Raw genomic sequence first — 23,307 nt, 5'->3', positions numbered from 1 at the left:
CGTTTCAGACAAGGACGCCTGACATGACCGACAATCCCTTCGCCACCCCCACCGCCCCGGTGCAGCCGCCGGCCAGAGAGGTGCCCGCCACCACCCAGCCCTATGCGTTCATCGCGGTGCTGGCGCTGGTCACCTGCCTGTCCTTCGCCGTAAGCCTGGGCATCCAGTGGTACAACGACATCGGCGAGATCCGCCAGCGTTTCTCCGAGCACCTGCAACTGATGGCGCCGCACTGGTTCACCGGCCTGGTGTTCTACGCGGCGGCCAACCTGCTGGTGCTGCATGCCTACCGCGAGAAGCGGCAGCTCGTCGAGTTCCGCCCGCTGGCGCTGCTGCTGATCGGCTACGGTCTGCTCAACCTGGTCTGCGGCATGCTCGCCGGGATCGGCCTGGCACCGCTGACGCTGCCGTTCTACCAGTGGGTGACGGCGCAATCCAGCTACGGCGTCTGGCTGATGGCGTTCAACGAAGCGATGAGCTGGGTCTACCTGCTCCTGGGCAGCCTGCTGCCGTTGGGGCTGGTGCTGCTCGGCAGCCGGGTGAACTCGCCGCGCCTGGCCGAAGGGGAAGAAGCCCGCGTCGCTGCCTGGCAGGTCGCCCTGGGCGCCGCGCTGTGTTTCGCCACGCTGTGTTTCAAGCTGATGCAGTTCCTTCCCTACGCCCTGCTGCGCTACGACGAGCCTTGGCTATACGGCCTGTACCTGAGCGGCGTGGCGCTGCCCGCGGCGCTGCTCTTCGGCGCCGTCTGCACGCGCCTGCCGGCGCGCCTGCAACGCTTCGCCGCCGGCCGCGCGCTGCTGCTCGCGGTGGTCGCCATGCTGCTCTGGAGCGTCGCGCTGCTGGCGGTCGGCGGGGGGCTGGCGCTGCTGATGATCCTCGGCCTGGCGCCCGCTGGCATCGGCTATACGCTGCTGGTGGCGCTGCTCGGCGTCGGCCTGTTGGCGCTGCTCTGGCCGATCGGCCGGCTGGCCACGCGCTGGTGCTACGCCGACCAGCTCGCCGCCTGAGCAGGCGTCAGGGCGCTGCGGCGGCCAGCCGCTGCAACGCCGCCTGGCGCTCCGCCAGGGGGAGCTGGCCAAGGGCACGGACCCGCGCATAGAACGCCGGCCAGTTGCCGCCGACCTGGCGGAACAGCACGGCGAACGCCGCCACCCATTGGTCGTAGAGGCCGAAGGGAAGCAGCTTGGCATTGTTGAACGGCGCGTCGATCCAGGCCTTGAACGGCGACTCGCCACCCCATTCGCGCTGGCTCAGCGCCGCGTACTCGCGGCGCAGGCGCTGGAATTCGGCAGCCTTGCCGGCACGCTTGGCGGCATCGTCCAACGGCCCGGCATAAAGTGCTTCGAGGCGCGCACGACTGGCCAGGACCAGCGCGGTGAACTGCTCGCGGCGCTTCTCCTCGCGGCCGTCCGCCGGCGGCAGTCCACGATACTCGCGCCACTGGCGGGTACCTTCCTGTTCGACGAAGGTGGCGAAGGATTCGTTGAAGGCGGTGTCGTCGCGCAGGTAGAACTTCTGGTGCGCCAGTTCGTGGAAGATCAAGGTCGCCAGCCGTTCGTCGTCCCAGCGCAGCATGCTGCTGAGGATCGGATCGTCGAACCAGCCGAGGGTCGAGTAGGCCTGCACCCCGCCGACGTAGACGTCGTCGCCGAGCGCCCGCTGGCGCGCCGCCTCGGCGCGCGCGGCGGCCTCGCTGTAGTAGCCGCGGTAGGCCACGCAGCCGGCGATGGGGAAGCAATGTGTGACCGGCTGCAGCGACAGCTCCGGGGTGGCGAACACGTTCCATACCACGTAGGGCCGGCCGATATCGGCGTACAGGCGATAGCTGCGGTTGTCCGGCAGGCCGAGGCGTTCGCTGGCGAATTGCCGGGCCTTTTCCGCCTTCGCCAGGCGTTCGCGCAAGCGCGCGTCGCGCTGCGGGTCGGCGATCACCGCGGCGGCCGGCTCGCGGGCGCGCAGCAGGGCGAACTGGCCGCTGGCCAGTTGCCCGTAGTAGGAGACGGTCGAGCAACCGCTCAGCGCCAACAGCGCCAGGCAGGGAACCCAACGGGGCAGTCGAAGGTCAGCAAGCGGATGGCGAAGGCGGCGTGGCATGGGCGGAACATAGCACAGCACGCGGACCGCCCGCCGCCCTACCAGCACCGGTCCGCGATCCGGCGAGGCGGAGGAACGCAAGGCGTTTTTCCAAGGCGCGACGGATGGCGGCCGGGTTAAAGGAGCTTCGGAGTCTTCTATGCGTACGCTGCTGCTTGCCGGTGGCCTGCTCGTCCTGAGCGGCTGCTCACTGCTGATGCCCACCCCCGACCCGAACCGCGCCTGGGTCGACCTCGATACCCAGCCCGACGCCGATCTCGCCGCCGTGGAAGTCGACGACAAGAGCTGGGACCGCACGCGCTACTTCGAGGTCGATCCCGGCACCCGCGAACTCACGGTGCGCTACCAGTTCACCGTCGACCCGACCAACATCGGCCCCGTGGACAGCCCGCTCTGGCGCGATTGCCAGCTCAACCTCAAGTTCAAGGACTTCAGCGCCGGCCAGCGCTACCGTCTGGAGGCCGGGCACATCGGCTTCCGTCCCTGGGCGAAGCTCTACGACCAGGACAACAGGGAACTGGCGCGCGGCCGCGAGGGACGCTGCGCGAAGGTCTGAACGGCACAAGGCGAGGGCGCTATGCTAGGAGCTGAACGCCCTCCGGAGCCCGCCCCATGCGTCCACTCACCCGTCTCGTCCCGCTCGCGCTGCTGCTCCTCGCCGGCTGCGCCGGACCGCTGCCGCAGCCGGACCCGCAGATGGCCTGGGTCGAGCTGCGCAGCGCGCCGGCCAACACCCTGCTGGCCGAGCGCCTGGACGGCGAGCGGTTGAGCGACGGGCGCTACTTCCAGGTCACTCCGGGACGCCATGTGCTGGAGGTGCGCTTCCAGTACGAACTCTATGGCGGTTCCGGCGGCGGGGGGGGCGGCTTCGGCGAGCCGGTGCAGATCAACTGCTACCAGCAGGTGGTCTATGACGGCTTCGAGGCGGGCCGGCGCTATCGCCTGGAGGTGCGCCCGCAATTGCGCAGGGCGCTGGCGCTACTGAGCGACGAGCGTGGCGAGGTGGTCGCCCGTTCGAACTTCCAGACCAGCCGCTGCCCGCCGTACTGAAACGCAGCGGCTCAGTCGTCGCTCTTCTGGTAGATGATCTTCTTGGTGCCGTTCTCGCAACTGCCGACCACCATGTTCGGGTCGCTGACTTCGTCGTTGCGCACGATCTCCAGGGTGTAGGAGGTCACCCCGGCCGACTGGATCTTGGTCTCGATCTCCGCCTTGAGTTCCTCGCACGGCTTCGGCGCGGCCAGCGCCGTGGCGCTGAACAGCAAGGCGGCAATCCCCAGCCCGATGGTTTTCATGACCCGTCACTCCTCGTCGATGCCTGGCAGCCGAGTGCTGCGCAGCGCATCCTGCCGCATTCGACTGCGGCAGGCCAGGGCCAGTTCGCCGGGCTGGGGAAGCGTTCCGCTCAGCCGTCGAGGCTGGCGTCCAAGCTGATCTTCGCGTTGAGCACCTTGGATACCGGGCAACCGGCCTTGGCCTTGTTGGCGATCTGCTCGAAGGTCTGCGCGTCCGCCCCCGGCACGCGCGCCCTGAGCACCAGGTGCACGGCAGTGATGGCGAAACCGTCGGACTGCTTGTCGAGGGTGACCTCGGCGCGGGTCTCGATACGTTCGGCGGTCAGGCCGGCCTCACCGAGCATCATCGACAGGGCCATGCTGAAGCAGCCGGCGTGGGCCGCGCCGATCAGCTCTTCCGGGTTGGTTCCCGGTGCGCCCTCGAAGCGGGTATTGAAGCCATAGGGGTTGTCCTTGAGCGCGCCGCTTTCGGTGGAAAGGGTGCCCTTGCCGTCTTTCAGGCCGCCTTGCCAGACCGCCGATGCCGTCTTCTTCATGTCGACTCCTCCGGAGCTGTGGATGGACATCCGCTCGCGTCGGCGAGCGGGCATGTCTACATGGGAGGACGACGCAGCCGGACAAGTTCAGTCCGCTTGCGCGGCGGCGGGATTCAGGCGCAACCGTCGATGCGGCAGAGCGGCGCCGCGGCCCCGCCCACGGCACCGCTGCCGCCGGCAAGGCACAGCTGCGTTTCGAGGAGAGCCCGCCAGTCGTCCGGCTGGCCGAGGTAGCGCCCGGTGTCGAGCACCTGCAGGCGGCCGTCGCGCTCCAGGGCGAAGGTCGGGAAGCCAGCGGCGCCGAGACGGTTCATCAGCCGCCGACTGTCGGCGAAGTGCGCGCGCAGCGGCTCGCCGGCGCAGGCGTCGAACGCCTCGGCGAAGCCCTCGCCAAGCCCCAGTTCGGCACCCAGCTCGAGCAGCACCGGACGCTCGGCGATACGCCGGCCCTCGACGTAGTGGGCACGCTGGATCCGCGCCAGCATCGCCGCGCCGAGGCCGTCGAGCGCTTCGGCGGCAAGCACGGCGGCGGTCGGCGGGGCCGAGTCGAATACCGCGCTGGTGTCGCGCAGCAGGCCGTCGAAGTAGTCCTTGCCGAACGGCTGGCCGGTCAGTTGGGCGATCCGCAGGTCATGGGGCATCACGTAGTGGCGCAGACCGGCGCCGACCGGCTGGCGGTTGGCATCGGTCATCATGCCGCCGCCATGCAGGCGTACGTCCAGACCTGTCACCTCGCGGGCGGCGGCGAGCAGCGGTGAGGCGCCGTAGCACCAGCCGCAGAGCGGATCGTAGAGGTAATGCAGGGTGAGGTCGTTCATCTCGGTCTCCACGAGACGCCCCGCAGGGGACGCCTCGATCAGCGGCTATCGGCGGGCGCGGCTCAGGGCCACTGCATCTCGCCCTTGAGCACCTTGGCGCTCAGCTCCAGGCCTTCCTCGCCCGGCAGGTTCGGGTAGCGGCGCTTCATCGCCTCGACCAGCGCGGCGGAATCCCTGGCCTTGGGCAGTTCGGCTTCCAGGGCCTTCAGGTAGTCACGGGTGAAGCGCACGCCGTCCAGGCCCTTCGGCTCCTCGCCGGTGAAATGGCCGGGCACCACGCGCCGCGGTTGCAGCGCCTCGATCCGGTCGAGCATCGCCACCCAGGCCTGGCGCGAGGCCTGGGTCTGGGTATCGGCGGTCCAGACGTGCGAACCGGATTCCACCAGCACGCCACCAACCACCGTCTTCAGCGACGGAATCCACAGCACCGTGCGGTCCGGGCTCGGCCCCTTCAGGTCGACCACCTTCAGGGCATGGCCTTCCAGCTTCAACTGGTCGCCCTTCAGCGGCTCCGGCACCACCAGCGACGTCGGCGCGTTGTCCTTGAGGATCGGCCCCCAGTAGGCCAGCTTGGCGTCCTTGGTCGCCTGGATGTGTGCGACGGTCTGCGCCGTCGCGAGGATCTTCGCCTCGGGGAAGGCGGCCTTCAGCACGTCGAGGCCGAAGTAGAAGTCCGGGTCGCCGTGGCTGATGTAGATAGTGCTGAGGGTCTTGCCGCTGGCCTGGATACGCTTGACCAGTTGCTCGGCGTCGGCGCGGGAGAACTGCGCGTCGATCAGCATCGCCTCGCGCTGGCCCACCAGCAGTTCCGAGGACACGGCGAAGATCGCCTTCTCGCCGGGGTTGTAGACCTCCAGCCGCAGCGGTTCGGCGCTGGCGGCGAAGACGCCGGCGGCACCCAGCAGGGCGGCGGCGGCGAACAGGGAACGAAGCAATCCATGGCGCGACATGAGCGGTTCTCCAGGCAGTGGGATCAGAGGCTTGCCATGTTAGTTGCTTGAAAGCGCGCAAAAAGCCCCGCAATAATCACAGCTTTGTTGCATGGATCGAGCGAATCATGGACCGCCTGACCGCCACTCGCGTCTTCGTCGAAGTCATCGACAGCGGCAGCCAGACCGCCGCCGCCGAGCGTCTGGACATGTCCCGGGCGATGGTCTCGCGCTACCTCGCCGAGTTGGAGGAGTGGGTCGGCGCACGCCTGCTGCACCGCAGCACCCGCCGCCTGAGCCTGACCGACGCCGGCGCGGAGCTGTTGCCACAGTGCCGCGAGATGCTCGCCGTGGCCGACGCCATGCAGGCCACCGGCCAGACCCGCCGCGACAGCCCGCGCGGCACTCTGCGCATCACCAGCAGCCTGTCCTTCGCCCAGGCCTGGCTGACCCGTGCCGCCACCGCCTTCGTCGAGCGCTACCCGGGCACCGCCATCGACCTGCAGGTCAACAGCCAGGTGGTCAACCTGGTGGAGGAGCGCATCGACCTGGCCCTGCGCATCGCCAACCAGCTCGACCCCAACCTGATCGCCCGCCGCCTCGGCGAATGCCGCTCGGTGATCTGCGCCGCGCCGGACTACCTGCGCCGCCACGGCACTCCGCGACGCCCGGAGGACCTCGCGCTGCACAACTGCCTGACCTACTCCTACTTCGGCCGCAGTCTCTGGCAGTTCGAGCGCGACGGCGAGCCGACCAGCGTGCCGGTGGGTGGCAGTCTCAGCGCCAACGAATCCACCGTGCTGCTGGAGGCCGCCGCCGCCGGTGCCGGGATCAGCCAGCAGCCGCTGTACTCGGCAGCCCCGCTGATCCGTAGCGGACGCCTGGTGGCGCTGCTGCCGGAGTGGTCGCCGCAGGTGCTCGGCATCCACGCGGTGTACGCCTCGCGCCGGCAGATGCCGCCGGCGCTGCGGGCGCTGCTGGACTTCCTGGTCGAACGGATGGCGGCCGATCCGCACTGGGACGAGGCGGGCCCCCTGGCGCTGGCGTGAAAGCCGGGTAGACTGCTGGACGCGCCGCCTTCGACGCACCTTTATCCCCTGTCTGGAGCACGTCCATGTCCCTGTCGATCTACCAGGCTTCGATCCCGACCTTCCTGCGCACCCTCGGCAACCTCTCGGCGATCCTGAAGAAAGCCGCCGCCCACGCCGAAGCGAAGAACATCGATCCGCGCATCTTCATCGACGCCCGGCTGGCGCCGGACATGTTCCCCCTGGCGCGCCAGGTGCAGATCGCCAGCGACGCCGCCAAGGGCGCCGGCGCGCGGCTGGCCGGGCTGGAAGTGCCGAGCTACGCGGATACGGAAACCACCTTCGACGAACTCCAGGCACGCATCGCCCGCACCGTCGAGTTCCTCGAGGGCATCCGCGAGGAACAACTGGACGGCGCCGAAGAGCGCAACGTGACCCTCAAGGTGCGCGGCCAGGAGATCAGCTTCAACGGCCGCGACTTCCTCTTCGGCTTCGCCCTGCCCAACTTCTTCTTCCACGTCACCACCGCCTACGCCATCCTCCGCCACAACGGCGTCGAACTGGGCAAGATGGACTTCCTCGGCGGCGCCTGAGGTTCCCGCGCCGGGATGGCACGCACAAGGACCATGGAATGGATCGGAAAACCCTCGACGACACCAGCAAGTTCCTCAGCTATGTCCTTCGCCACCAGCCCGAGGCCATCGGCCTGACGCTGGACGGCGAAGGCTGGGCCGACATCGACGCCCTGATCGCCGGCGCGGCGCGGGACGGCCGCGCCCTCGACCGCGTGCTGCTCGGCGCGGTGGTCGAGAACAACGACAAGAAGCGCTTCGCCCTCTCCGCCGATGGCCAGCGCATCCGCGCCGTGCAAGGCCACTCGCATGCCGCGGTGGCCATCGCCTACGCCCCCGCGGTCCCGCCCGCAGTGCTCTACCACGGCACCGCCAGCCGCTTCCTCGACTCCATCCGCGAGCGCGGCCTGGTTCCCGGCAGCCGCCACCACGTCCATCTCTCCGCCCGCCGCGCCACCGCCCTGGAAGTCGGCCGCCGCTACGGCAGCCCGGTTCTGCTGGAAATCGACGCGCGCGACATGCATCTGGCCGGGCACCTATTCCACCAGGCGGAGAACGGCGCCTGGCTGACCGAGCGGGTACCCGTGCGGTTCATCCGCGAGGCTTGAGAAGGCATCGCCTCTCATCGGGAAGTCGTAGGGCGCATAACGCGCAGCGTTATCCGCCGATGCGCCGAGGCTAAAAGGAGAAAGCCGCCGCCTGCGATGAACCAACCGCCTCCTTGATGGCCCGCTGCCGCCTAGCAGAAGCGGCAGTGGAGCAGGCGGTGAAAGCCGGCTTGACTGAGGAAAAACACCGACAAGCGCAGGACGCCCGATGGACCTTCGCCCCAGCCACGTGCATGTGTTCCCACCCAGCCGCGACCTCCCGGCCGCAACCAGTCCGCACCGCGAAACCCTGCTGCGCAGCGGCTGCGCCTGGAACGGCTCGCTCTACCTCGGCTATCCCCTTGGCCAGCCGCAGCTCACCGTGCAGCGCCTGAGCCTGGCCGCCCACGAACGCCTGGACTGGCAGGTCCATCCGATGCCCAGCGCGCTTTACGTGCTCAAGGGCGAACTGCGCCTGGAGACCCGCGACGGAGCCCAGAGCACGCGGGTGCTGGAAGGCGAGGCGGCGGGTTGCCTGATGAACATCATCCATCGCCTGATAGCCGGGGCCGAACCGGTGGAAGCCCTGCTGTTCCATGCCGGCGTGGAAGGCATGCCGGTGGGGCTCGGCGAACGCGGCGAAATGCCCGACGCCTGAAGACGCCGGCGGGCCGGACAGCAGCCCGAACCCGCCACGCCCCGCGTCACGCTCAGGCGGAGAGCCCGTACAACCTGAGCCAGCCTTCCAGCGCCAGTGCGGTCTCCAGGTTGTGGCGGCTCACCTGGGTGTTGAAGTACCCCTCCGGATGCTCCAGTTCGGCGGCCAGGAACTCTCGCGAAACGATGCCGAACACCGGGTTCGCCGCGTCCTCCAGCAGACGCCGCACGCTCCCGCGCAGGAAACGCTCGTAGCCGAGGTTGGCAGAAGTCGGATAAGGGCTCTTGCGGCGCTTGAGCACGGCTTCCGGGACATAGTCGGCGCAGGCCCGCTTGAGCAGCCACTTCTCCTCGCCGTCCCGGCTCTTGATCGACCAGGGCACGTTGTAGACGTACTCCACCAGCTCATGGTCGGTGTAGGGCACCCGCACCTCCAGGCCGTTGCACATGCTCAGGCGATCCTTGCGTTCGAGCAGCAGCACCATCCAGCGCTTCAGATGCAGGTGGCTGAACTCGCGCATCCGCCGCTCCTCCGGGCTGTCGCCGGCCAGGTGTTCGACCTGGCGCAGCCCATCGTCGTAGCTGGCCTGCTGGTACTGGAGGAGATCGCAGCGGCGGTTGAAACCGGCGTCGATGAAGCCGGCCGGCAGGCGCACCCTGGAGGCCCAGGGGAAGCGCGCCGCAGCCACCGCCTGCGGATCGCGGAACCAGCCGTAGCCACCGAACAGCTCGTCGGCGCCTTCACCGGAGATGGCCACCGTGGAATGCCGGCGGATCTCGCCGAACATCAGGTGCAGCGAGGTATCCATGTCGCCGAAGGTGAAAGGTACGTCCTTGGCCCGGAATACCTCTTCGCGCGCTCGTTCGCAGACCAGTTCGGCATTGTCGATGAGCACGGTGCGATGACGGCTGCCGATGTACTGCGCGGCCAGCAGGGCGAACGGCTGGTCCTGGTCGGGACGCAGGTCGTCGCTGCGGAACTGCTCGGCCTGGCCGACGAAGTCCACCGAGAACGAATTGATGTCGCCGCCGTGCTCCGCCTTCGCGATGCGCTGGGCGATGCCGGTCAGGGCGGTCGAATCGAGCCCACCCGATAGCAGCGAACACACCGGAACGTCGGCGTGCAATTGCGCCCCCAGGGCGCGGGTGACCAGTTCGCGGGTGCGCTGCACGGTGCTCTGCAGGTCGTCGGCATGCTCCTGGCGGCGTACCTCCCAATAGCGGCGCAACTTCGCCTGGGAATTGGGACGCCAGGACAGCAGGTGGCCGGGCAGCAGTTCCTGGACCTCGCGGAACGGCGTCTGCGAAGTGCCCCGGGACAGCGTCAGGAGGTCGACCAGGCCGACCGCGTCGAGCCTGGCGGCGAATTCCGGATGCGCCAGGATGGACTTGATCTCCGAGCCGAACAGCAGTCCCTCGCGGTGCCGCGCGTAATACAGCGGCTTGATGCCCAGGCGGTCGCGCACCAGCAGCAGGTGGCCGTCGCGGCCATCGAAGACGGCGAAGGCGAACATCCCGGTCAGGTACTCGCAACAACGCTCGCCCCATTGCAGATAGGCGTGCAGGACCACCTCGGTATCGCTGCGGGTGCGGAACTCATGTCCGGCCCGGCGCAACCGCTCGCGCAGGGCATCGTGGTTGTACACCTCGCCGGTGTAGACGAGGGTGACCTCCTGGCCGGTGGGAAAGCGATAGGACATCGGCTGCACGCCGCCGCTGAGGTCGATGACCGCCAGCCGCCGGTGACCCAGCAGGGCGTTGCGGTGCTTCCAGATGCCCTCGGCATCCGGCCCGCGCAAGGCGAGCGTATCGGTCATGGCGAAGATCGCCGGAAATTCGTCGTCGAGCTTGCGCGTGTAATCCACCCAACCCGCGAGACCGCACATAGGGAAACTCCTCTAATTGATGTTTATCGGGAAACTCATCCAGAGAACATGCTGAAAACATCCGTGCGGCCGGACAGATTTCCGGCGTACGAATGCTTCGCCCAAGGCGGTCGATGTATGAACTTTTCGAGGACCTGAAGATAAGCAGTTTCGGCAGGCCTGCGCCCAAGGAAGGCCAATGATAGAACAGGAAAAAACGTGGACGAGTTAATTAATATCTATCTAAATCTGGTAGCTGTTTTTAAAAAAACAAAGGAAAAACAATAATCTACAAAATTAATGAAATATCCTGAAACATCATTACGCGGCTCTACAACCAGATATTACAGGGTCGTTCACGGCTCTTTCCAAAGACTTAGAAGGCTAATCCAATTAAACTTATAATTGCTTTACGGCAATCATATGAATAGCCAGCTAAGCAAATGACTACAACAAACTCAGATCGTACAACTATTGAATATAAGAGTTGTCCATCGACGCTGATTTCGTGGCAACGTTCGACGCGACGATGGACGAGCGGGAAAAGTAGGGCGGCGCGGGGAAGGGAGAATTAAAGAAGGCAACTTCGAGCGAGCGATACATCCGGAAGCGGGCCCGCTGCACCGGGCCCGCCAGACGACCTACCTCAAGGGCATTCGCAGGTCGACGGACCGAACACCGGCCCGCTGCACGGGTCCTCGGACGGGCCGAAAACCGGGCACGCGGCCTGGGCGGTAAGAGAGAAGCCACAGAGCAGGAACACAGCCAACAGTACTTTCTTCATTTGCAACCTCCTGGTTGGTAATCGAACGCTCCCTGTCCCTGGTCGAGGGTACAGTCGGTCATCACGGGCACTCGCAGACGGTCGGTCCCAGCACCGGGCCCGCGCAGGGATCTTCCCCCGGCCCGAGCACCGCGCAGTCCGCCTGCGCCGTCAGCGAGAACATCCACAGCAGCAGCGAAGCCGCCAGCATCTTCCTTTTCATCTGACCTCCTTGGTCGAAACAGCGATCAACGATCCGTGTCCTTCTCCGAAAACAAGGGCATTTGCCTGCAGAAGGACCGAACGCCCGTCCGCTCGCGGCGCACCGCAAGACTCGCCGGCGAGCCGCCGGACCCCGGAGAGCAAAGACCAGCCCGAGCGAACGCGCCAGTGCGGTGGATTGCCGCAGCGCCAGCGAAAGTACCGGGGCAGGGGGCTTCGGCACCGGTTCGCCATCAACTTTTCCTATCCCCGGCGGCCACATAAATTCGTTGGACGCACCGCGCCGGCGCCTCCAAGAATGCCGCACGGGTGCGAAGTCCGGCCGTGCACCCACCGACGCCCCACAACAGCAAGAACAACGATCGGTGCATCCATGGCAAAGGACCTGACTTTCCCAGACGCCTCCGCGTCGTCCCGCAACCCTCCCTCCGCGCGCCTCCGTCTACCGGCGACACGCGCCCCCTAGCACCGCCCTCGCGTCCGCCACCGCAGCAACCCGCGACGCACCTTGCGTCGGTCCCGGCCCCCGCCGCCGGCGGGCGCCGCTCGCCCGCGCTCCGCCCGCCGCACCGATCGACCCATGAACCGAACAAGAACAGGAGTCCACCCGATGCGCTACGCCCGTCACGCAAGCCGATACTCCCTCTTCGCCCTGGCCGTCTCGGCAGCCCTGCTGCCCGGCGCCGGCTGGGCCGCCAACGGCGACCTCGCCGGCGCCCGCAAGCCGCCCAGCGTCGCCTGCTCCTGGAACCGCGAGGCAGCGTTGTCCTACGAGGAGCGCCGGCTCGACACGCCGCTGCCGTTCAGCGGCGCCAACGTCGTCACCCATGACCAGACGCCGCTGGCCGAGCGCATCGTCAAGGGCGCCGGCTTCGACGGCTTCGAACCGGCCTTCGCCAAGCGCCTGTGCGCCGCCGACGGCCGCACCCCGGTCAGCAGCTACGCCAAGGCACTGAAGCTGGTCACCGAAGAGGGCCGCGCGCTGTGGCGCGCCGCCGTCGACCGGGCCCAGGGGCGCCGCGCCATTCCCGCCGGCGCGCTGCCGGCCGATGACCGTATGCTCTACTGGACGCGCCTCTACATGACCCGCACCCTGCGCCAGTGGGCGCCATCCTTCCACCTCGGCAAGGCCCAGGCCCAGGCACTGCAATGGCGCTTCGAACGCGCCTCGCGCGGACAGCTGGACATCGACCTGCCACGCCGCTACGCCGCCGACGGCTCGCGCTACCGGCGGATGATCATCAGCGGCTTCGACGTCTTCACCCTGGGCACTCCCGGGACGGCGAACACCGGCCTGCGCAACGGCAACCCCTCGGGCGCCACCGCCCTTGCGCTGGACGGCCGCGAGTTCAGGCTGGCCGACGGCAGCCTGCTGCGTATCGAGGCCTACCTGTTGCCGGTCAGCTACGACCCGTTCAACCGCGGCATGCAGGAAGACACCCTGGGCCCCTGGTTCCGCCCCGGCCCGCGCCGGGTCGACGCCTCCATCACCATCAGCCAGGGCGGCGCCAACCAGTTCTGGCTGGAGGCCTGGAACGGCCGCTTCCACGGCTCCTCCGCCGGCAACGACGGCATCGTCTACTGCCCCGCCGACAGCGCTTTGCCCAACTACGTGCTTCCCCTGGGCAGCGTGACCAATCCCGGCACCGCGCCGATTTCCCTGCGGGGCTCCGGCTGCAATATCAACCCGCCGCGCCGCTGGCTCGGCTACGACAGCGCCAGCCGCTGGCGGCAGAACCTGCCGGCACAGTTCTCCAAGGCCTCGCTGCCGGTCCGCCAGTTGCTCGCCGCCGATACCTGGCGCGGCATCGAGCGGCCGCCGGGCGCTACCAGCCAGGCCACGGAAGGCTTCGACGTCACCTGGCACACCAACTACGACTTCTTCCCCGATTGCGCCAACCCGCGCACCGAAAACGTGCCGACCAACGGGGTGATGAACGCCATGCCCGATCCCTCCCTGGTGCTCCCGCCGAACCGACGGATCTGCGCGCGCAACGGCGGTGGCGGCGACTACCTGTCCAACGAGAGCGCCTACCGCAACACGGTGCTGCGCGACGCGTTCCGCCTGGAGATTCCCGCCGGGCACATCCATGTACCGGTGATGAACAACTACTACACCGGCGTACCGGCGAGCGGCGGCGGCGCGCGCAACGACAACGCCATCAGCGACGCCCGCTACGAGGCCTACCGCAGCGCCATCGTGGCGCAGACCCGGGCGCTGCTGGTGGGCGTCGGCAACGCCCTGGCGCAGGGGGCGCAAGCGGACTAGTCCTCGCCAGGCGCAAGGCCCTCGCGTCCTATCGCTTCGCCGCGGAGCCAAACTGCCGCCGACGCAGGCCAACGGGACGGTAGCCCGTCGCTTCAGCCTCTACTGAATCGAAAAAGGCGGCACGCGGGGAAACCTCGGACTCACGACCCGGAGCTTTCCCAGGCCCGCGCCGGAACGGTAGGGCAGAGTCGAAGAGTGCGAACGCCGATGATGGAGACAACCGCCATCGCCCGCATCACCGGGGCGGTGGCAAGGATTTCCCCTGACTTGGAGAGTTTTCCATGAGCTTCGCGCAGAATCTCCTACGCCTACGCCAGCAGAACGCCCTGACCCAACGGCAGATGGCCGAGCGACTGGGCGTCACCGTGAGCCAGTTGCGGCACTTCGAAACCAAGGGCGGGCACCCGTCGCTGGTGGTGCTGCAAACCATCGCCGGACGTTTCGCGGTGCCCCTCGACTGGCTGGTCTGCGAGCGCAGCGAGCGGCAGGCGCTACCGGAAGACCTGCGCCTGCAGTTCGAGGCCATCGGCCGCCTGCGGCTGGACGAGCGGCGCGCCATCCGGGCGTTGCTCGACGACCTGATCCGCCAGTACATGGCCAAGCGCAACGCAGCGGCCAAGCCCCTCCCGGCGGCTTGCACCGAGGCCACGGAGACGTCCCCGTAGCCCCGGCGCACGGCTCAGTCGCTGCCGTACCTCGGCGAGCGCGGGCCGTACAACAGTCCGCCCGGCTGGCCGGCCGAGAGCAGGCGCGCACTGGTCATCCCGGCGATCGGATAACCGGCGTCCTCCACCGAACTGTTGATGATCTGCTTGACCGCCGCGGTGATCAGCATGCCCACCAGGCCGCCGTTGTTGCCGCCGTTGCCTTCCTCGCTGGAGGCGGTCGCCGAGCCGGTCCACAGGGTGGTGCCGGATCGCAGGTCGACCAGCTTGGCGCTGGCGGTGACGATGGTCGCGCTGCTGATCACCATGTAGCGCGTGCCGTAGTCGCTCACCGTGACGTACAGCGCCGCGTCGGCGCCATAGATCTCGCGCAGCTTGGCCGGGGACACCTGGTGCACGTCGCCGGCGCTGGTCAGGCCGTTCTGGCGGAAGGTCTCGTCGGCCAGCGCCACCGGCACCACGTAGTAGCCGGCCTCGGCCAGCGGGAAGGTGACCTGCGAGAGCATGCTGTAGGTCGCCTTCACGTCGGGCGACTCGTTCAGCGGCGGCAGGACCAGGATCGAGCGCGGCTTGGCCTGCTTGAACGCCGAGTAGTCGACGCTCTTGGTCGGCGCGCAGCCGCCGAGCAGGGCCAGCAGGGTGAAACCGGCCACCAGGCCGGACAGTCGGGCGAGTTTCAACGGGCACCTCCACGGGCGTTGTTCAGGAGGAAGTCCATGTAGGTCGCCGACTCGGGAAACAGCGCCTTCTCGGTCTCGAACTCGCGGACCATCTGGTCGTCCTTGCCGATGCTGGAATAGAGCAGCCCCAGCTGGGCGTGGTAGCCCGGCGGTACCGCGCCGTTCTTCGCCCGGATCTTCTCGAGGTCGGCTTCCAGCGCCTGCGCCTGGGCCTCCTTGGATTCACCCTTGAAGTATTCGTGGACCTGGGCCTGGTAGCCCTCCCACTGGTACAGCGTCTTCGGTCCGCTGCACCCGGCCAGCGCCATGCTCCCCAGCAGCGCCGCCGTCCATGTGATCGTCTTGCTCATGTGTGCCGTGATTCCCTGGTTTCTGGTGGATTATTGGTTCTGTGGCTTCCAGGCCCCGCTATCGACCGCGTTGACCAACTTGTTCACCGCCTCGCGCATGGCCAGGTCGAGAACCTTGCCGTTGAGGGTCGAGTCGTAGCTGGCGGTGCCGCCGAAGCCGATCACCTCGCGGTTGGACAGGGCGTACTCGCCAGCGCCCTGGGTCGAATAGACGACCTCCGAGGTAGAGATGTTGACGATGTTCAGCGCCACCTTGGCGTAGGCGATCTGCGACTTGCCGCGGCCAAGGATGCCGAACAGCTGGCGGTCGCCGACTTCCTTGCGGCCGAACTCGGTGACATCGCCGGTCACCACGTAGTCGGCACCCTTCAGGCGCTGGGCCTGGCCCTTGATCGCCGCTTCCTGCTGGATCTCGCTCATGTTGTCGCGGTCCAGCACGTTGAAGCGATTGGTCTGCTGCAGGTGGGTGATGAGAATGGTCTTGGCCTGGCCGCCGAGGCGGTCGACGCCATCGGAAAAGATCCCGCGCATGTAGCTGGAGCGGTTGTCGAACTTGCCTACCGCAATCGGCGAACGCACGCCGCTGTAGGGTCGGTTGACGCTCTCGACCTGCTGTACCGGCAACGCGGTGGAGGTCTCGGTGGCGCAGCCCGCCAGGCCGGCCAGGGTGGCGACGGCGAGGAGCGGCAGTAGTGCTTTCTTGGCGCTGTGACTCATGGGGTTCTCCTGGAAAAAAACGCTATCGACGCGGAGCGGCTTCTAGCCGCCCCGTGTGCGGAAAAGAGGGCGTAGTGAAAATCGAGGAAGGCCAGGCGGCACGGCGGCGCGCCAAGGCGAGGGGCGAAATGGGGTGGCCACGATTTCTTTCCTTGAAATACGAATGCGTCGATCAACCGGCGCTCCCGGCCGGCCTTGGAAATCCGAAAGAATCGTGCGGGAAGCGATGCACGAACCGTATGAGCCATCAATAGGCCATCTCGGTGGGCGGCAAAGTTACCACAGTTATTCCGATCGTTTCGTTATGCAGGAAGCATACTCGGAGAATTCTGACTGCGTCTCGTTCGCAGGATCGAGGTGGGACGCCGGGCACCGGTGTCCGCCACCAACCGGTGGCAGCCAGGCAGGCCTCCTTGCCGCCCATTGCGCCCGACGCTGTACGGCGCAAATGAAAACGGACACCCCTTGGGAGTGTCCGTCTCTGCCGTCGACCGGTCAGGCCAGGTCGAGGCCGCGCATTCTCAGGCGCAGGTCCTGTTCCTGGGGCTTGCCTGAACGATCCGTCCCGGTTGCCAGGTCCAGGGCATCGAGCAGTCCCTCGCCGTGGCCGCTCCGTTCCCCCAGCGTGGCCTCTTCGAGCACCCGACGGGTCACACCCTGCCCATCCTTGGCGCTGAGAAGCACGCGCATGTCGGTCCCCTTGTCGTAGAGGATCTCCTGCTCATCGCCCTCGATCGATATCTCGCTGACATCGATCCCGGATCTGCCGAACAGGGTGGTTATCGTGCCCTGGCCCGCGAAGCTCCTGGCAACGCTGGGGTCCCGGGAGGTGGAGAGATAGCCGGCGTCGTGGCCGACCTGGCCCTCTTTCACCGCCTCGAAGGCATCCCTGCCCTGGGTGCCGCGGAAGGTCTTCACGACCTGTTCAGCCGGTCCGCTCTTTTCGAACGCGGCAGACATGCCCCGGTCGATCAACGCCTGGCCCGCATCCAGCTCTCGCCCCTGACGCAGGGAACGATTCAGGTGCTGGTACTCGCCGTTGGTATAAAGACCGAGCGCCATCACCTCGGCATCGCTGTACGGCCCGTCCGGGTGTTCGCTTAGGTACTGCTCCGCCTCCAGCCCGAAGTGCTCCACCAGGCCATCCGCCAGCGCCTTGTCGACAGGCTCGCCCTTTACCTCGCTCTCTACCGCGTGGCGCAACAGGGCGACCTTGTCCATTACCGCATGCAGTTGGACGGCGATTTCGCGCAGTTGCTCCGGGCTTGCGCTGAGTACATGCTGGCTGGCGGCACCGCCCGCGGTCCCCCACTGTTGCAGCGCGATCCCCCCAACGCTCTGTTCGAGCAGGCGGGCAGCCTGGGTACGGGAAGCCTCGATCCGGCTGCCATCGCGAATCCCGACCAGGGCGGTGGCCAGCGAGCGCAGGGCGCCGTCGCCGCTGGCCAGGCGCGTGTGATCCTTCGCCAGCCTCTCCGCTGTCAAAGTCGCCAGCTCGCTCGCCTTGCCAAGTCCGCCCAAGGTCAGGGGCAGTGCCTTTTGCAGCATCATCTGCTTGATCTCGGCGGCCGAGAGACTGGCGGCAGGCGGCGCGTCCTGACGGGAGAGCGGCGCCTGGGTGGAGGCGTGGGCACGGCTCCCCAGCAGTTTGCCCAGCCACTCGATGATCGCCACGAAGGGACGCGCGAGGGCGGCCCCCAGGCGGGAGAGCAGGCCCTCGCCCTTCGGTGCTTCCTGGCGCTGGGCCAGTTGTTGCGCCTCCCGGGGAGTGGCCACCTGGCGGGCCTCGACCTGTCCCAGGCGCCCGGCCACGGCCTGGCTCAACTCAGCCACGAAAGACGGGTTCTGCTGAGATGATTGAATATGCATGATGATTGACGTCTCCTGATGTTTCCCCGCCAGTCTAGGAACGAGGCGCCCCTCCGCCTATCAGGATTGGCCGTGGTTTTTTTACTGTTGGCGGCCGTCGGAGCACGCGGAAAGAGAACCGTCAGCGGCCGAAAAACAGCGGACTTTCCCTACGCCAGCTCCCGTGCGCCTACACCGGGGCGGAGAACCCGATGGATATCGGCGGCAGCGACGGGCTCTTGGTGGACGGCGCACCGCCGTGCGGGCGCCTCGGGGTCGTCTGCTGCTATGGTGCGCACAGGCACGTCGCCATCCTCTCTCCCGGCGAATGGAATCGAGCATGACGCTTTCCCTGGATCTGTTGTTGAGCCTGTGCACGGCCCTGGCCATCGGCCTCCTGATCGGCGCCGAGCGCGGCTGGCAGGAGCGCGACCACGAAGATGCGCGGCAGATCGCCGGAATCCGCACCTTCAGCCTGGCCGGCCTGCTCGGCGGCTTCGCCACCCTGCTCGCGGGCGAACTGGGCAGCGCAGTCTGGGTAGCCTTGCTGCTGGCCCTCGCGGCGCTGGCCGTGGCCGGCTACGTGAGCGATGTCAGGCGTGGCGGCGACCAGGGCATGACCACCGAGATCGCCCTGCTGATGACCTTCCTCCTCGGCAGCCTCGCCCTCACCGAACAGCGCCTGCTGGCTGCCGCCGGCGGCATCGTGCTGACCCTGCTGCTGAGCCTCAAGGACAAGCTCCACGCCCTGCTGAAGCGCCTGACCGCCGAGGAGCTATCGGGCACCCTCAAGCTGCTGTTCATTTCCGTGGTCCTGCTGCCGGTGCTGCCCAACCAGGGCTATGGTCCCTGGGCGTTCTTCAATCCCTACCTGACCTGGTGGATGGTGGTGCTGATCGCCGCCCTCGGTTTCTCCGCCTACCTGGCCATCCGCCTGATCGGCTCGCGCAAGGGCCTGTTGCTGACCGCGGTGCTCGGCGGCCTGGTGTCCTCCACGGTGATGACCCTGACCCTGGCGCGCCTGCGCGAGCGCATGCCCGACGCCCTGTTGGCGTGCGCCCTGCTGGCGACCTCGGCGCTGATGTTCCCGCGCATCCTTGTCGAGATCGGCGCGATCCACCCGGCCTTGCTGAAGGAGCTGGCCCTGCCATTCGCCGCCACCACCCTCGTCTACCTTGGCGGCACGCTGTTCCACGCCCTGCGCGGCGGCCGCGCCAGCCAGGAGGCGCCCGACGAGCCAGGCCTGCGCAACCCCTTCGAACTGCTCCCGGCCATGCGTTTCGCCGCCTTGCTGAGCGCGATCCTGCTGTTGGTGGAGGTCGGCCGGCGGCTGTTCGGCGACGCCGGCATCTATGCGGTCGCGTTGCTCTCCGGCCTCGCCGACGTCGACGCGATCACCCTGTCCCTGGCCCGCGCGGCGCAGGGCGAACTCGATCCAGGCGTGGCCAGCCGCGGCATCGCCCTTGCCGCCCTGAGCAACAGCCTGGTCAAGGCCGGCCTGGTCGTGCTGGTGGGCGGCAAGCGGCTGGCCCTGCAAACGCTGCCCTTCAGCCTGGCGGGGCTGCTGGTAGGAGCGCTGCTGATCCTGTTGTGAGGCGCCGGGGAAACCCCGGAGCACCGCTGGACGAACGCGACGGCAACCGCCTGGCGCCCCGCATCAACCTGCGCGGCTACTGGCTGCAACGGCCGGGTTTCGAGGACCGGACCAGGACCCGGGTGAGGCAGGGCGGCCTGGCGATCACGGCGGAGCGAGGGGAGGGGACGCCTCCGCGCTGGACTGAGGCGTCTCTGCGACGTCGGAGACAAGGCGGTGGCTGGCTGAGCCAATCACCCTTTGCGGCGTGAAGAGCGCCTGGAACTAGCGGCACTCACCCCGCGCGGTCGCATCGACCACCCTGCCCGAGGCGTCGGCAAAGAACTCGTAGATGCAGGTGTAATAGCCGCTCTGGTTGGCCGTGCCGGTCTTCTGGTTCAGGACCGAGCTGTTGGGCGTATTGCCATGGCCCTGCTCGTAGTAGGTGTAGTCGTAGTCGTGGCTATAGTTCTCGTACTCCTTCCACACGTACTTCTGCCTGGCGGCATCCCCCGTCACACGTTCCGGCTCGCCGAAGCGCTTGATCACGTCCTGGATCGGCAAGCCGATCCAGGACTGCGCATCGCTACGCGCGCGACTGCCATAGGCCTCCATGACGCACCCCGACACGCTGATCGCAAGGGCCGCCAGGGCGGTGAGTCTCAGAGCCAGTACCGGCATATTTGCTTCTCCTTCCATGGCGGCCTGCCTACGCGGCATCCCGCTCCCTTTGCGCGGGTCGGTGTGCTGCGAATGGTAGGGGGCCGGGGCCCGCCCGTTCAACGGGAGACGGCGGTTTCCGGTGTACTAGTACATTGGGGCGCTGTGCGACGGGGCAGTAGAAAGGAGGGTCGGCAAGCCGCCAGGAGCAGATGGATATGGGTGGTTATTCGGCAAAATGCATGGAGCTTGTTATCGAAGGCATCCTCGAGGTTTTGAGGATCGGAGAGGTAGCGTTGGTAGTCCTCGTCCTCGGCGAATACCACTTGGCGACTGTGTCCCCGCTGGACCATGTGAAGCGGATAATTCGGTAAACCACTCGCCCTTGCCTAGGCATCGCGGAGCCTCCTTACGGCGTCTGCGCTGGAGCCTCCCTGCTTAGAAAATTAGAGTAGGGAAAATAAATCAGTCCCCTCTATGCTGGTCCCCTTTATGCTGATTACTGACCTGTACACGTCAATCTGCTCGGGCAGCGATCAAGAAACACGGTCATCCGAAAAGGGTTAAGTAAGTGCCATTCAAATCTGTCCCCTTTGTTCTTTCATTCCTAGAACATTTCATGCCTGAGCAGCTTAAAGCATGCACCCTTCTTGATTACCCCTTCTATAGCAGATGAACGTGTCGTGGCGTTTATATAGAGCAAAATAGGGTAGTCAGGAAAATTTAACTCTACTGGTTCATCATCAAGAGGGTCAAGATTGGCTTTCAGAATAAAATTCTCCGAATCATTACTACCAAACATGTAGTAATCCCCTCCTTGATAAGAACTATTTCTTTCATCAAGAGGCACTCCAAAAATTTTCTCTATATGCTCTCTTGCCAGCAAAAGGCTGAGATTTTTCGTTCCGTACAAGTCATATGCAATCATTTTGGAAGTACCAAGCTCGGAGCGCGGCTTGCAGCCGTTGCCGCAGAATCATAAATCATAAAGTTAACTTCACGCCCTGCTTGTGCACTTAGCTTTCTAGCTAGATCTTTTAATCCAAGTGCTTGCAAATCTCTTCCGCTCAGAGGACCAGTACGAGTACCGCCGCTTCTCAAACCTATTCCTAGCGGCTGTGCACGCTGCAACAACTCAGGGCCTGCCAAGGCAATATCGAAGTCACTCACCCTACCAACGTCAAACGCTTGTCCAGTCTTGAAACTCTGCCCCGTTATAGCACTCCCTTGTAAAAAAGGGGACAGATTTATTTTTACTACTCTAATTTCGGCGACTGCGCCCACTCTGAAACGCTCAAAGCAAATAATTCGCTAGGCATCGCGAAGTTCCTTTACGGCATCTGCGCTGGAGCCTCCATGCTCAGAAAATTTAGAGTAGAGAAAATAAATCTGTCCCTTTCATTCGATATAGATGCTCCTTTGGAACTCTAAAAACACCTAGCTCACTTTTTGACAAATACTCAAGCAGATCTGACTCCGGATAAACACCATCATATTTTATATACCCACATACATCATTAGACATTTAATCACCTATCTGGTATCCAAGGGCCTACCGGCTTTCCATCCGAGCCTATTTCTTACTTACATAGCCCTTTCGTTATATTCAATTTTATGCTCGTGCGGAGCCGCCCTTCCATCCGAACCACATCCTAAGCTTCCGTGGGCTCTTTGCTGACCACAGTCTTCTCTTGAAACAACATTGAAAGGGGAAAGATTTACTTTCTCTACTCTAATCTTCTGAGCAAAGGCTCCAGTGCAGATGCCGTAAAGGAACTTCGTGATGCCTTGGTAAGGGCGCATGGTTTAACGAGTTATTTTCTTTGAGTAGTTCGGCGTGGGCGCCGTCGCCGAAATTAGAGTAGAGAAAATAAATCTGCCCCTTTATTCTTTCAACTAAAACTTTGAGGATTTCTCTGAAATCAAAGTATCGAACTCATATTTGCCGCCGGATAACACTAGAGTCAGGAAAATAAAAATCCCCATTATAACCAGTCTCTTTATTTAAATATTACAGCGAATCTTCATTTTCTAAAGCTTGAGGCAAAAAAGCTTCCGCCCTACCATATATTTCATAGAACTCTTCAGAGCTTAGGGAAAAATTATCAGCTCTAGAATAAAAAACAAACTCAATCTTTCTTTCTTTACTCACTGATATCTCCATAAAAGGCTCTCTCTCCCCCTCCTTATATACACAAAGATATGGATAATCACTATTAACATCTCCAACTTTTTCAAAAATCAAATTTACCTTCATTTTTGCACGCCTCTAAACCCAATAAATTTACCATCCCCACCCCAACTAGCAGCCCGTCCGTCTGGTAATGTAAGAAAAAAGGGGACTAAGAAAAAAAGAAAAAAGGGGACAGATTTATTTTCCCTGCTCTAATCTCGGCCGCCCTTGCCCACGCCGCTCTATTCTCACCCCGGCTACCCGCTCGATCTCGTCCACGAACCGTTGATTGCCCGTCAGTTGTCCACGCTGAACCGCCTCGCGAATCAGCCTCAATTCCTCGGCCGGTATCGCCTCTTTCATGAACGTTACGTATCGCCGATATCTCTCTTCGGCCGTCTGACCTAGCTCAATGAAGCAGGAATCCATATCCAACCAGTTTGGCTCCTTCAACCAATCCGCCCGCAGCCCATAACTTGACCAGGGATAGGCCGCCACATCGTCCACCATCCGCGCCCGAACAGGGTTCAGTTCGATGTACCGGCAACACGCCAGCAGGTAGGCATCGCTCTGTACGACACTCGATTTATAGCGACTTTCCCACAACGTTCCGGAACGGCCCTCCAAGCGATTCCGATATCGTGTCGTGCGCGCCGCCAGCGTTTTCATCAGTTGCGCCAAGCCAGACAGCGAATCACCAGGCGCCAAGAGCAGATGGACATGGTTGGTCATCAGGCAAAATGCGTAGACCTTGATACCAAAGGCATCCTTGAGGTCCCGTAGATCGGAGAGGTAACGCTGGTAGTCCTCGTCCTCGGCGAATACCACTTGCCGATTGTGTCCCCGCTGGACCACGTGAAGCGGATAATTCGGTAAAACCACTCGCCCTTGCCTAGGCATCGCGGAGCCTCCTTACGGCGTCTGCACTGGAGCCTCCCTGCTTAGAAAATTAGAGTAGGGAAAATAAATCTGTCCCCTTTATGCTGGTCCCCTTTATGCTGTGTCC

The 23,307-nt window shown here is 64.9% G+C and carries 27 protein-coding genes and 1 pseudogene; 10 read left to right on the top strand and 18 right to left on the bottom strand.

Features of this window, described 5'->3' with window-relative positions:
• Positions 1 to 23 precede the first annotated feature (23 nt).
• Positions 24 to 1,007 (top strand): hypothetical protein, encoded by a 984-nt coding sequence (locus LJF27_RS15940; protein ID WP_003114660.1) that lies wholly within the window; start codon positions 24 to 26, stop codon positions 1,005 to 1,007.
• 7 nt (positions 1,008 to 1,014) lie between these two features.
• On the opposite strand, the gene LJF27_RS15935 is transcribed toward LJF27_RS15940, so the two are convergent.
• The gene (locus LJF27_RS15935; RefSeq protein ID WP_003118564.1) at positions 1,015 to 2,142 is read right to left on the bottom strand and encodes an aminopeptidase; all 1,128 of its coding nucleotides are present in this window, start codon (positions 2,140 to 2,142) and stop codon (positions 1,015 to 1,017) included.
• 91 nt (positions 2,143 to 2,233) lie between these two features.
• On the opposite strand from LJF27_RS15935, the gene LJF27_RS15930 reads away from it, so the two are divergent.
• Entirely contained in the window at positions 2,234 to 2,650 is a 417-nt protein-coding gene (locus LJF27_RS15930; protein WP_003083614.1) for a hypothetical protein, read from the top strand.
• A gap of 56 nt (positions 2,651 to 2,706) precedes the next feature.
• A complete protein-coding gene (locus LJF27_RS15925) occupies positions 2,707 to 3,144 on the top strand; it encodes a hypothetical protein (protein WP_003083612.1) in 438 nt (145 codons plus the stop codon).
• 11 nt (positions 3,145 to 3,155) lie between these two features.
• Here the strand turns inward: LJF27_RS15925 and LJF27_RS15920 are convergent, their stop codons facing one another.
• The 4 genes from LJF27_RS15920 to LJF27_RS15905 form a co-directional block, all read right to left on the bottom strand.
• A complete protein-coding gene (locus LJF27_RS15920) occupies positions 3,156 to 3,389 on the bottom strand; it encodes a DUF1161 domain-containing protein (protein ID WP_023117265.1) in 234 nt (77 codons plus the stop codon).
• A 110-nt stretch (positions 3,390 to 3,499) separates the two neighbouring features.
• A complete protein-coding gene (locus LJF27_RS15915) occupies positions 3,500 to 3,955 on the bottom strand; it encodes an OsmC family protein (RefSeq protein WP_003118563.1) in 456 nt (151 codons plus the stop codon).
• 83 nt (positions 3,956 to 4,038) lie between these two features.
• Complete coding sequence (gene dsbM, locus LJF27_RS15910) at positions 4,039 to 4,743, bottom strand: disulfide reductase DsbM (RefSeq protein WP_012613434.1); 705 nt, start codon at positions 4,741 to 4,743, stop codon at positions 4,039 to 4,041.
• A gap of 62 nt (positions 4,744 to 4,805) precedes the next feature.
• Positions 4,806 to 5,693 (bottom strand): MBL fold metallo-hydrolase, encoded by an 888-nt coding sequence (locus LJF27_RS15905; RefSeq protein ID WP_003083599.1) that lies wholly within the window; start codon positions 5,691 to 5,693, stop codon positions 4,806 to 4,808.
• A 107-nt stretch (positions 5,694 to 5,800) separates the two neighbouring features.
• Here LJF27_RS15905 and osaR point away from each other — a divergent pair, with 107 nt between their 5' ends.
• The 4 genes from osaR to LJF27_RS15885 all read left to right on the top strand — a co-directional run bounded on the left by osaR (position 5,801) and on the right by LJF27_RS15885 (position 8,517).
• Positions 5,801 to 6,721 carry an oxidative stress response transcriptional regulator OsaR gene (gene osaR / locus LJF27_RS15900; protein ID WP_023117266.1) on the top strand — a complete coding sequence of 307 codons (921 nt, stop codon included), beginning with the start codon at positions 5,801 to 5,803 and terminating at the stop codon, positions 6,719 to 6,721.
• A 65-nt stretch (positions 6,722 to 6,786) separates the two neighbouring features.
• Positions 6,787 to 7,293: a DUF1993 domain-containing protein gene (locus LJF27_RS15895; RefSeq protein ID WP_003083593.1), complete on the top strand. Its 507-nt coding sequence runs from the start codon at positions 6,787 to 6,789 to the stop codon at positions 7,291 to 7,293.
• Positions 7,294 to 7,331: 38 nt separating this feature from the next.
• On the top strand, positions 7,332 to 7,880 hold the full coding sequence (locus tag LJF27_RS15890) for an RNA 2'-phosphotransferase (protein WP_023117267.1): 549 nt from the start codon (positions 7,332 to 7,334) through the stop codon (positions 7,878 to 7,880).
• 208 nt (positions 7,881 to 8,088) lie between these two features.
• A complete protein-coding gene (locus LJF27_RS15885; protein WP_003083588.1) occupies positions 8,089 to 8,517 on the top strand; it encodes a cupin domain-containing protein in 429 nt (142 codons plus the stop codon).
• Positions 8,518 to 8,569: 52 nt separating this feature from the next.
• Here the strand turns inward: LJF27_RS15885 and asnB are convergent, their stop codons facing one another.
• From asnB to LJF27_RS15870, 3 genes are all read right to left on the bottom strand, one after another.
• Positions 8,570 to 10,402, bottom strand: a complete 1,833-nt coding sequence (gene asnB, locus LJF27_RS15880; protein ID WP_012613433.1) for an asparagine synthase (glutamine-hydrolyzing) — start codon at positions 10,400 to 10,402, stop codon at positions 8,570 to 8,572.
• 625 nt (positions 10,403 to 11,027) lie between these two features.
• Positions 11,028 to 11,165, bottom strand: a complete 138-nt coding sequence (locus LJF27_RS15875; protein ID WP_003083584.1) for a PA0050 family protein — start codon at positions 11,163 to 11,165, stop codon at positions 11,028 to 11,030.
• A gap of 61 nt (positions 11,166 to 11,226) precedes the next feature.
• On the bottom strand, positions 11,227 to 11,367 hold the full coding sequence (locus LJF27_RS15870; RefSeq protein ID WP_003083582.1) for a PA0050 family protein: 141 nt from the start codon (positions 11,365 to 11,367) through the stop codon (positions 11,227 to 11,229).
• A gap of 609 nt (positions 11,368 to 11,976) precedes the next feature.
• Here LJF27_RS15870 and LJF27_RS15865 point away from each other — a divergent pair.
• Both LJF27_RS15865 and LJF27_RS15860 read left to right on the top strand, forming a co-directional pair.
• Entirely contained in the window at positions 11,977 to 13,635 is a 1,659-nt protein-coding gene (locus LJF27_RS15865; protein ID WP_023117268.1) for a hypothetical protein, read from the top strand.
• A gap of 281 nt (positions 13,636 to 13,916) precedes the next feature.
• On the top strand, positions 13,917 to 14,300 hold the full coding sequence (locus tag LJF27_RS15860) for a helix-turn-helix domain-containing protein (protein WP_003118492.1): 384 nt from the start codon (positions 13,917 to 13,919) through the stop codon (positions 14,298 to 14,300).
• A gap of 14 nt (positions 14,301 to 14,314) precedes the next feature.
• Here LJF27_RS15860 and LJF27_RS15855 read toward each other — a convergent pair whose 3' ends face one another.
• The 4 genes from LJF27_RS15855 to exoT form a co-directional block, all read right to left on the bottom strand.
• Entirely contained in the window at positions 14,315 to 14,980 is a 666-nt protein-coding gene (locus LJF27_RS15855; protein WP_003083573.1) for a DUF799 domain-containing protein, read from the bottom strand.
• Positions 14,977 to 15,330, bottom strand: coding sequence for a DUF4810 domain-containing protein (locus LJF27_RS15850; RefSeq protein ID WP_003083569.1), 354 nt, complete (start codon positions 15,328 to 15,330; stop codon positions 14,977 to 14,979). The genes LJF27_RS15855 and LJF27_RS15850 overlap by 4 nt, the downstream gene beginning before the upstream one ends.
• 30 nt (positions 15,331 to 15,360) lie before the next feature.
• A complete protein-coding gene (locus LJF27_RS15845) occupies positions 15,361 to 16,047 on the bottom strand; it encodes a CsgG/HfaB family protein (protein ID WP_003111706.1) in 687 nt (228 codons plus the stop codon).
• Between the two features lie 495 nt (positions 16,048 to 16,542).
• On the bottom strand, positions 16,543 to 17,916 hold the full coding sequence (gene exoT / locus LJF27_RS15840; protein WP_023117269.1) for a T3SS effector bifunctional cytotoxin exoenzyme T: 1,374 nt from the start codon (positions 17,914 to 17,916) through the stop codon (positions 16,543 to 16,545).
• A 163-nt stretch (positions 17,917 to 18,079) separates the two neighbouring features.
• On the opposite strand from exoT, the gene LJF27_RS15835 reads away from it, so the two are divergent.
• Complete coding sequence (locus tag LJF27_RS15835) at positions 18,080 to 19,489, top strand: MgtC/SapB family protein (RefSeq protein WP_003118557.1); 1,410 nt, start codon at positions 18,080 to 18,082, stop codon at positions 19,487 to 19,489.
• A gap of 264 nt (positions 19,490 to 19,753) precedes the next feature.
• Here LJF27_RS15835 and LJF27_RS15830 read toward each other — a convergent pair whose 3' ends face one another.
• The 6 genes and pseudogenes from LJF27_RS15830 to LJF27_RS15805 all read right to left on the bottom strand — a co-directional run bounded on the left by LJF27_RS15830 (position 19,754) and on the right by LJF27_RS15805 (position 23,201).
• The gene (locus LJF27_RS15830) at positions 19,754 to 20,149 is read right to left on the bottom strand and encodes a hypothetical protein (protein ID WP_003083536.1); all 396 of its coding nucleotides are present in this window, start codon (positions 20,147 to 20,149) and stop codon (positions 19,754 to 19,756) included.
• A 179-nt stretch (positions 20,150 to 20,328) separates the two neighbouring features.
• A pseudogene (locus tag LJF27_RS15825) lies at positions 20,329 to 20,525 on the bottom strand (transposase); the annotation flags it as partial.
• Positions 20,526 to 20,735: 210 nt separating this feature from the next.
• Positions 20,736 to 21,056 carry a hypothetical protein gene (locus LJF27_RS15820; protein WP_071549187.1) on the bottom strand — a complete coding sequence of 107 codons (321 nt, stop codon included), beginning with the start codon at positions 21,054 to 21,056 and terminating at the stop codon, positions 20,736 to 20,738.
• A complete protein-coding gene (locus LJF27_RS15815; RefSeq protein ID WP_088136366.1) occupies positions 21,053 to 21,298 on the bottom strand; it encodes a hypothetical protein in 246 nt (81 codons plus the stop codon). The genes LJF27_RS15820 and LJF27_RS15815 overlap by 4 nt, the downstream gene beginning before the upstream one ends.
• A gap of 841 nt (positions 21,299 to 22,139) precedes the next feature.
• A complete protein-coding gene (locus LJF27_RS15810) occupies positions 22,140 to 22,385 on the bottom strand; it encodes a hypothetical protein (RefSeq protein ID WP_124083303.1) in 246 nt (81 codons plus the stop codon).
• A 114-nt stretch (positions 22,386 to 22,499) separates the two neighbouring features.
• Complete coding sequence (locus tag LJF27_RS15805) at positions 22,500 to 23,201, bottom strand: transposase (RefSeq protein WP_023117270.1); 702 nt, start codon at positions 23,199 to 23,201, stop codon at positions 22,500 to 22,502.
• Positions 23,202 to 23,307 lie beyond the last annotated feature (106 nt).

Origin of the sequence: Pseudomonas sp. 203-8 (genome assembly GCF_020708595.1) — a bacterium.
In the GTDB taxonomy this organism is placed as follows: domain Bacteria; phylum Pseudomonadota; class Gammaproteobacteria; order Pseudomonadales; family Pseudomonadaceae; genus Pseudomonas; species Pseudomonas aeruginosa.
Note: the sequence above shows the minus strand (reverse complement) of the source record. Positions and strands in the feature narration are given on the sequence as shown.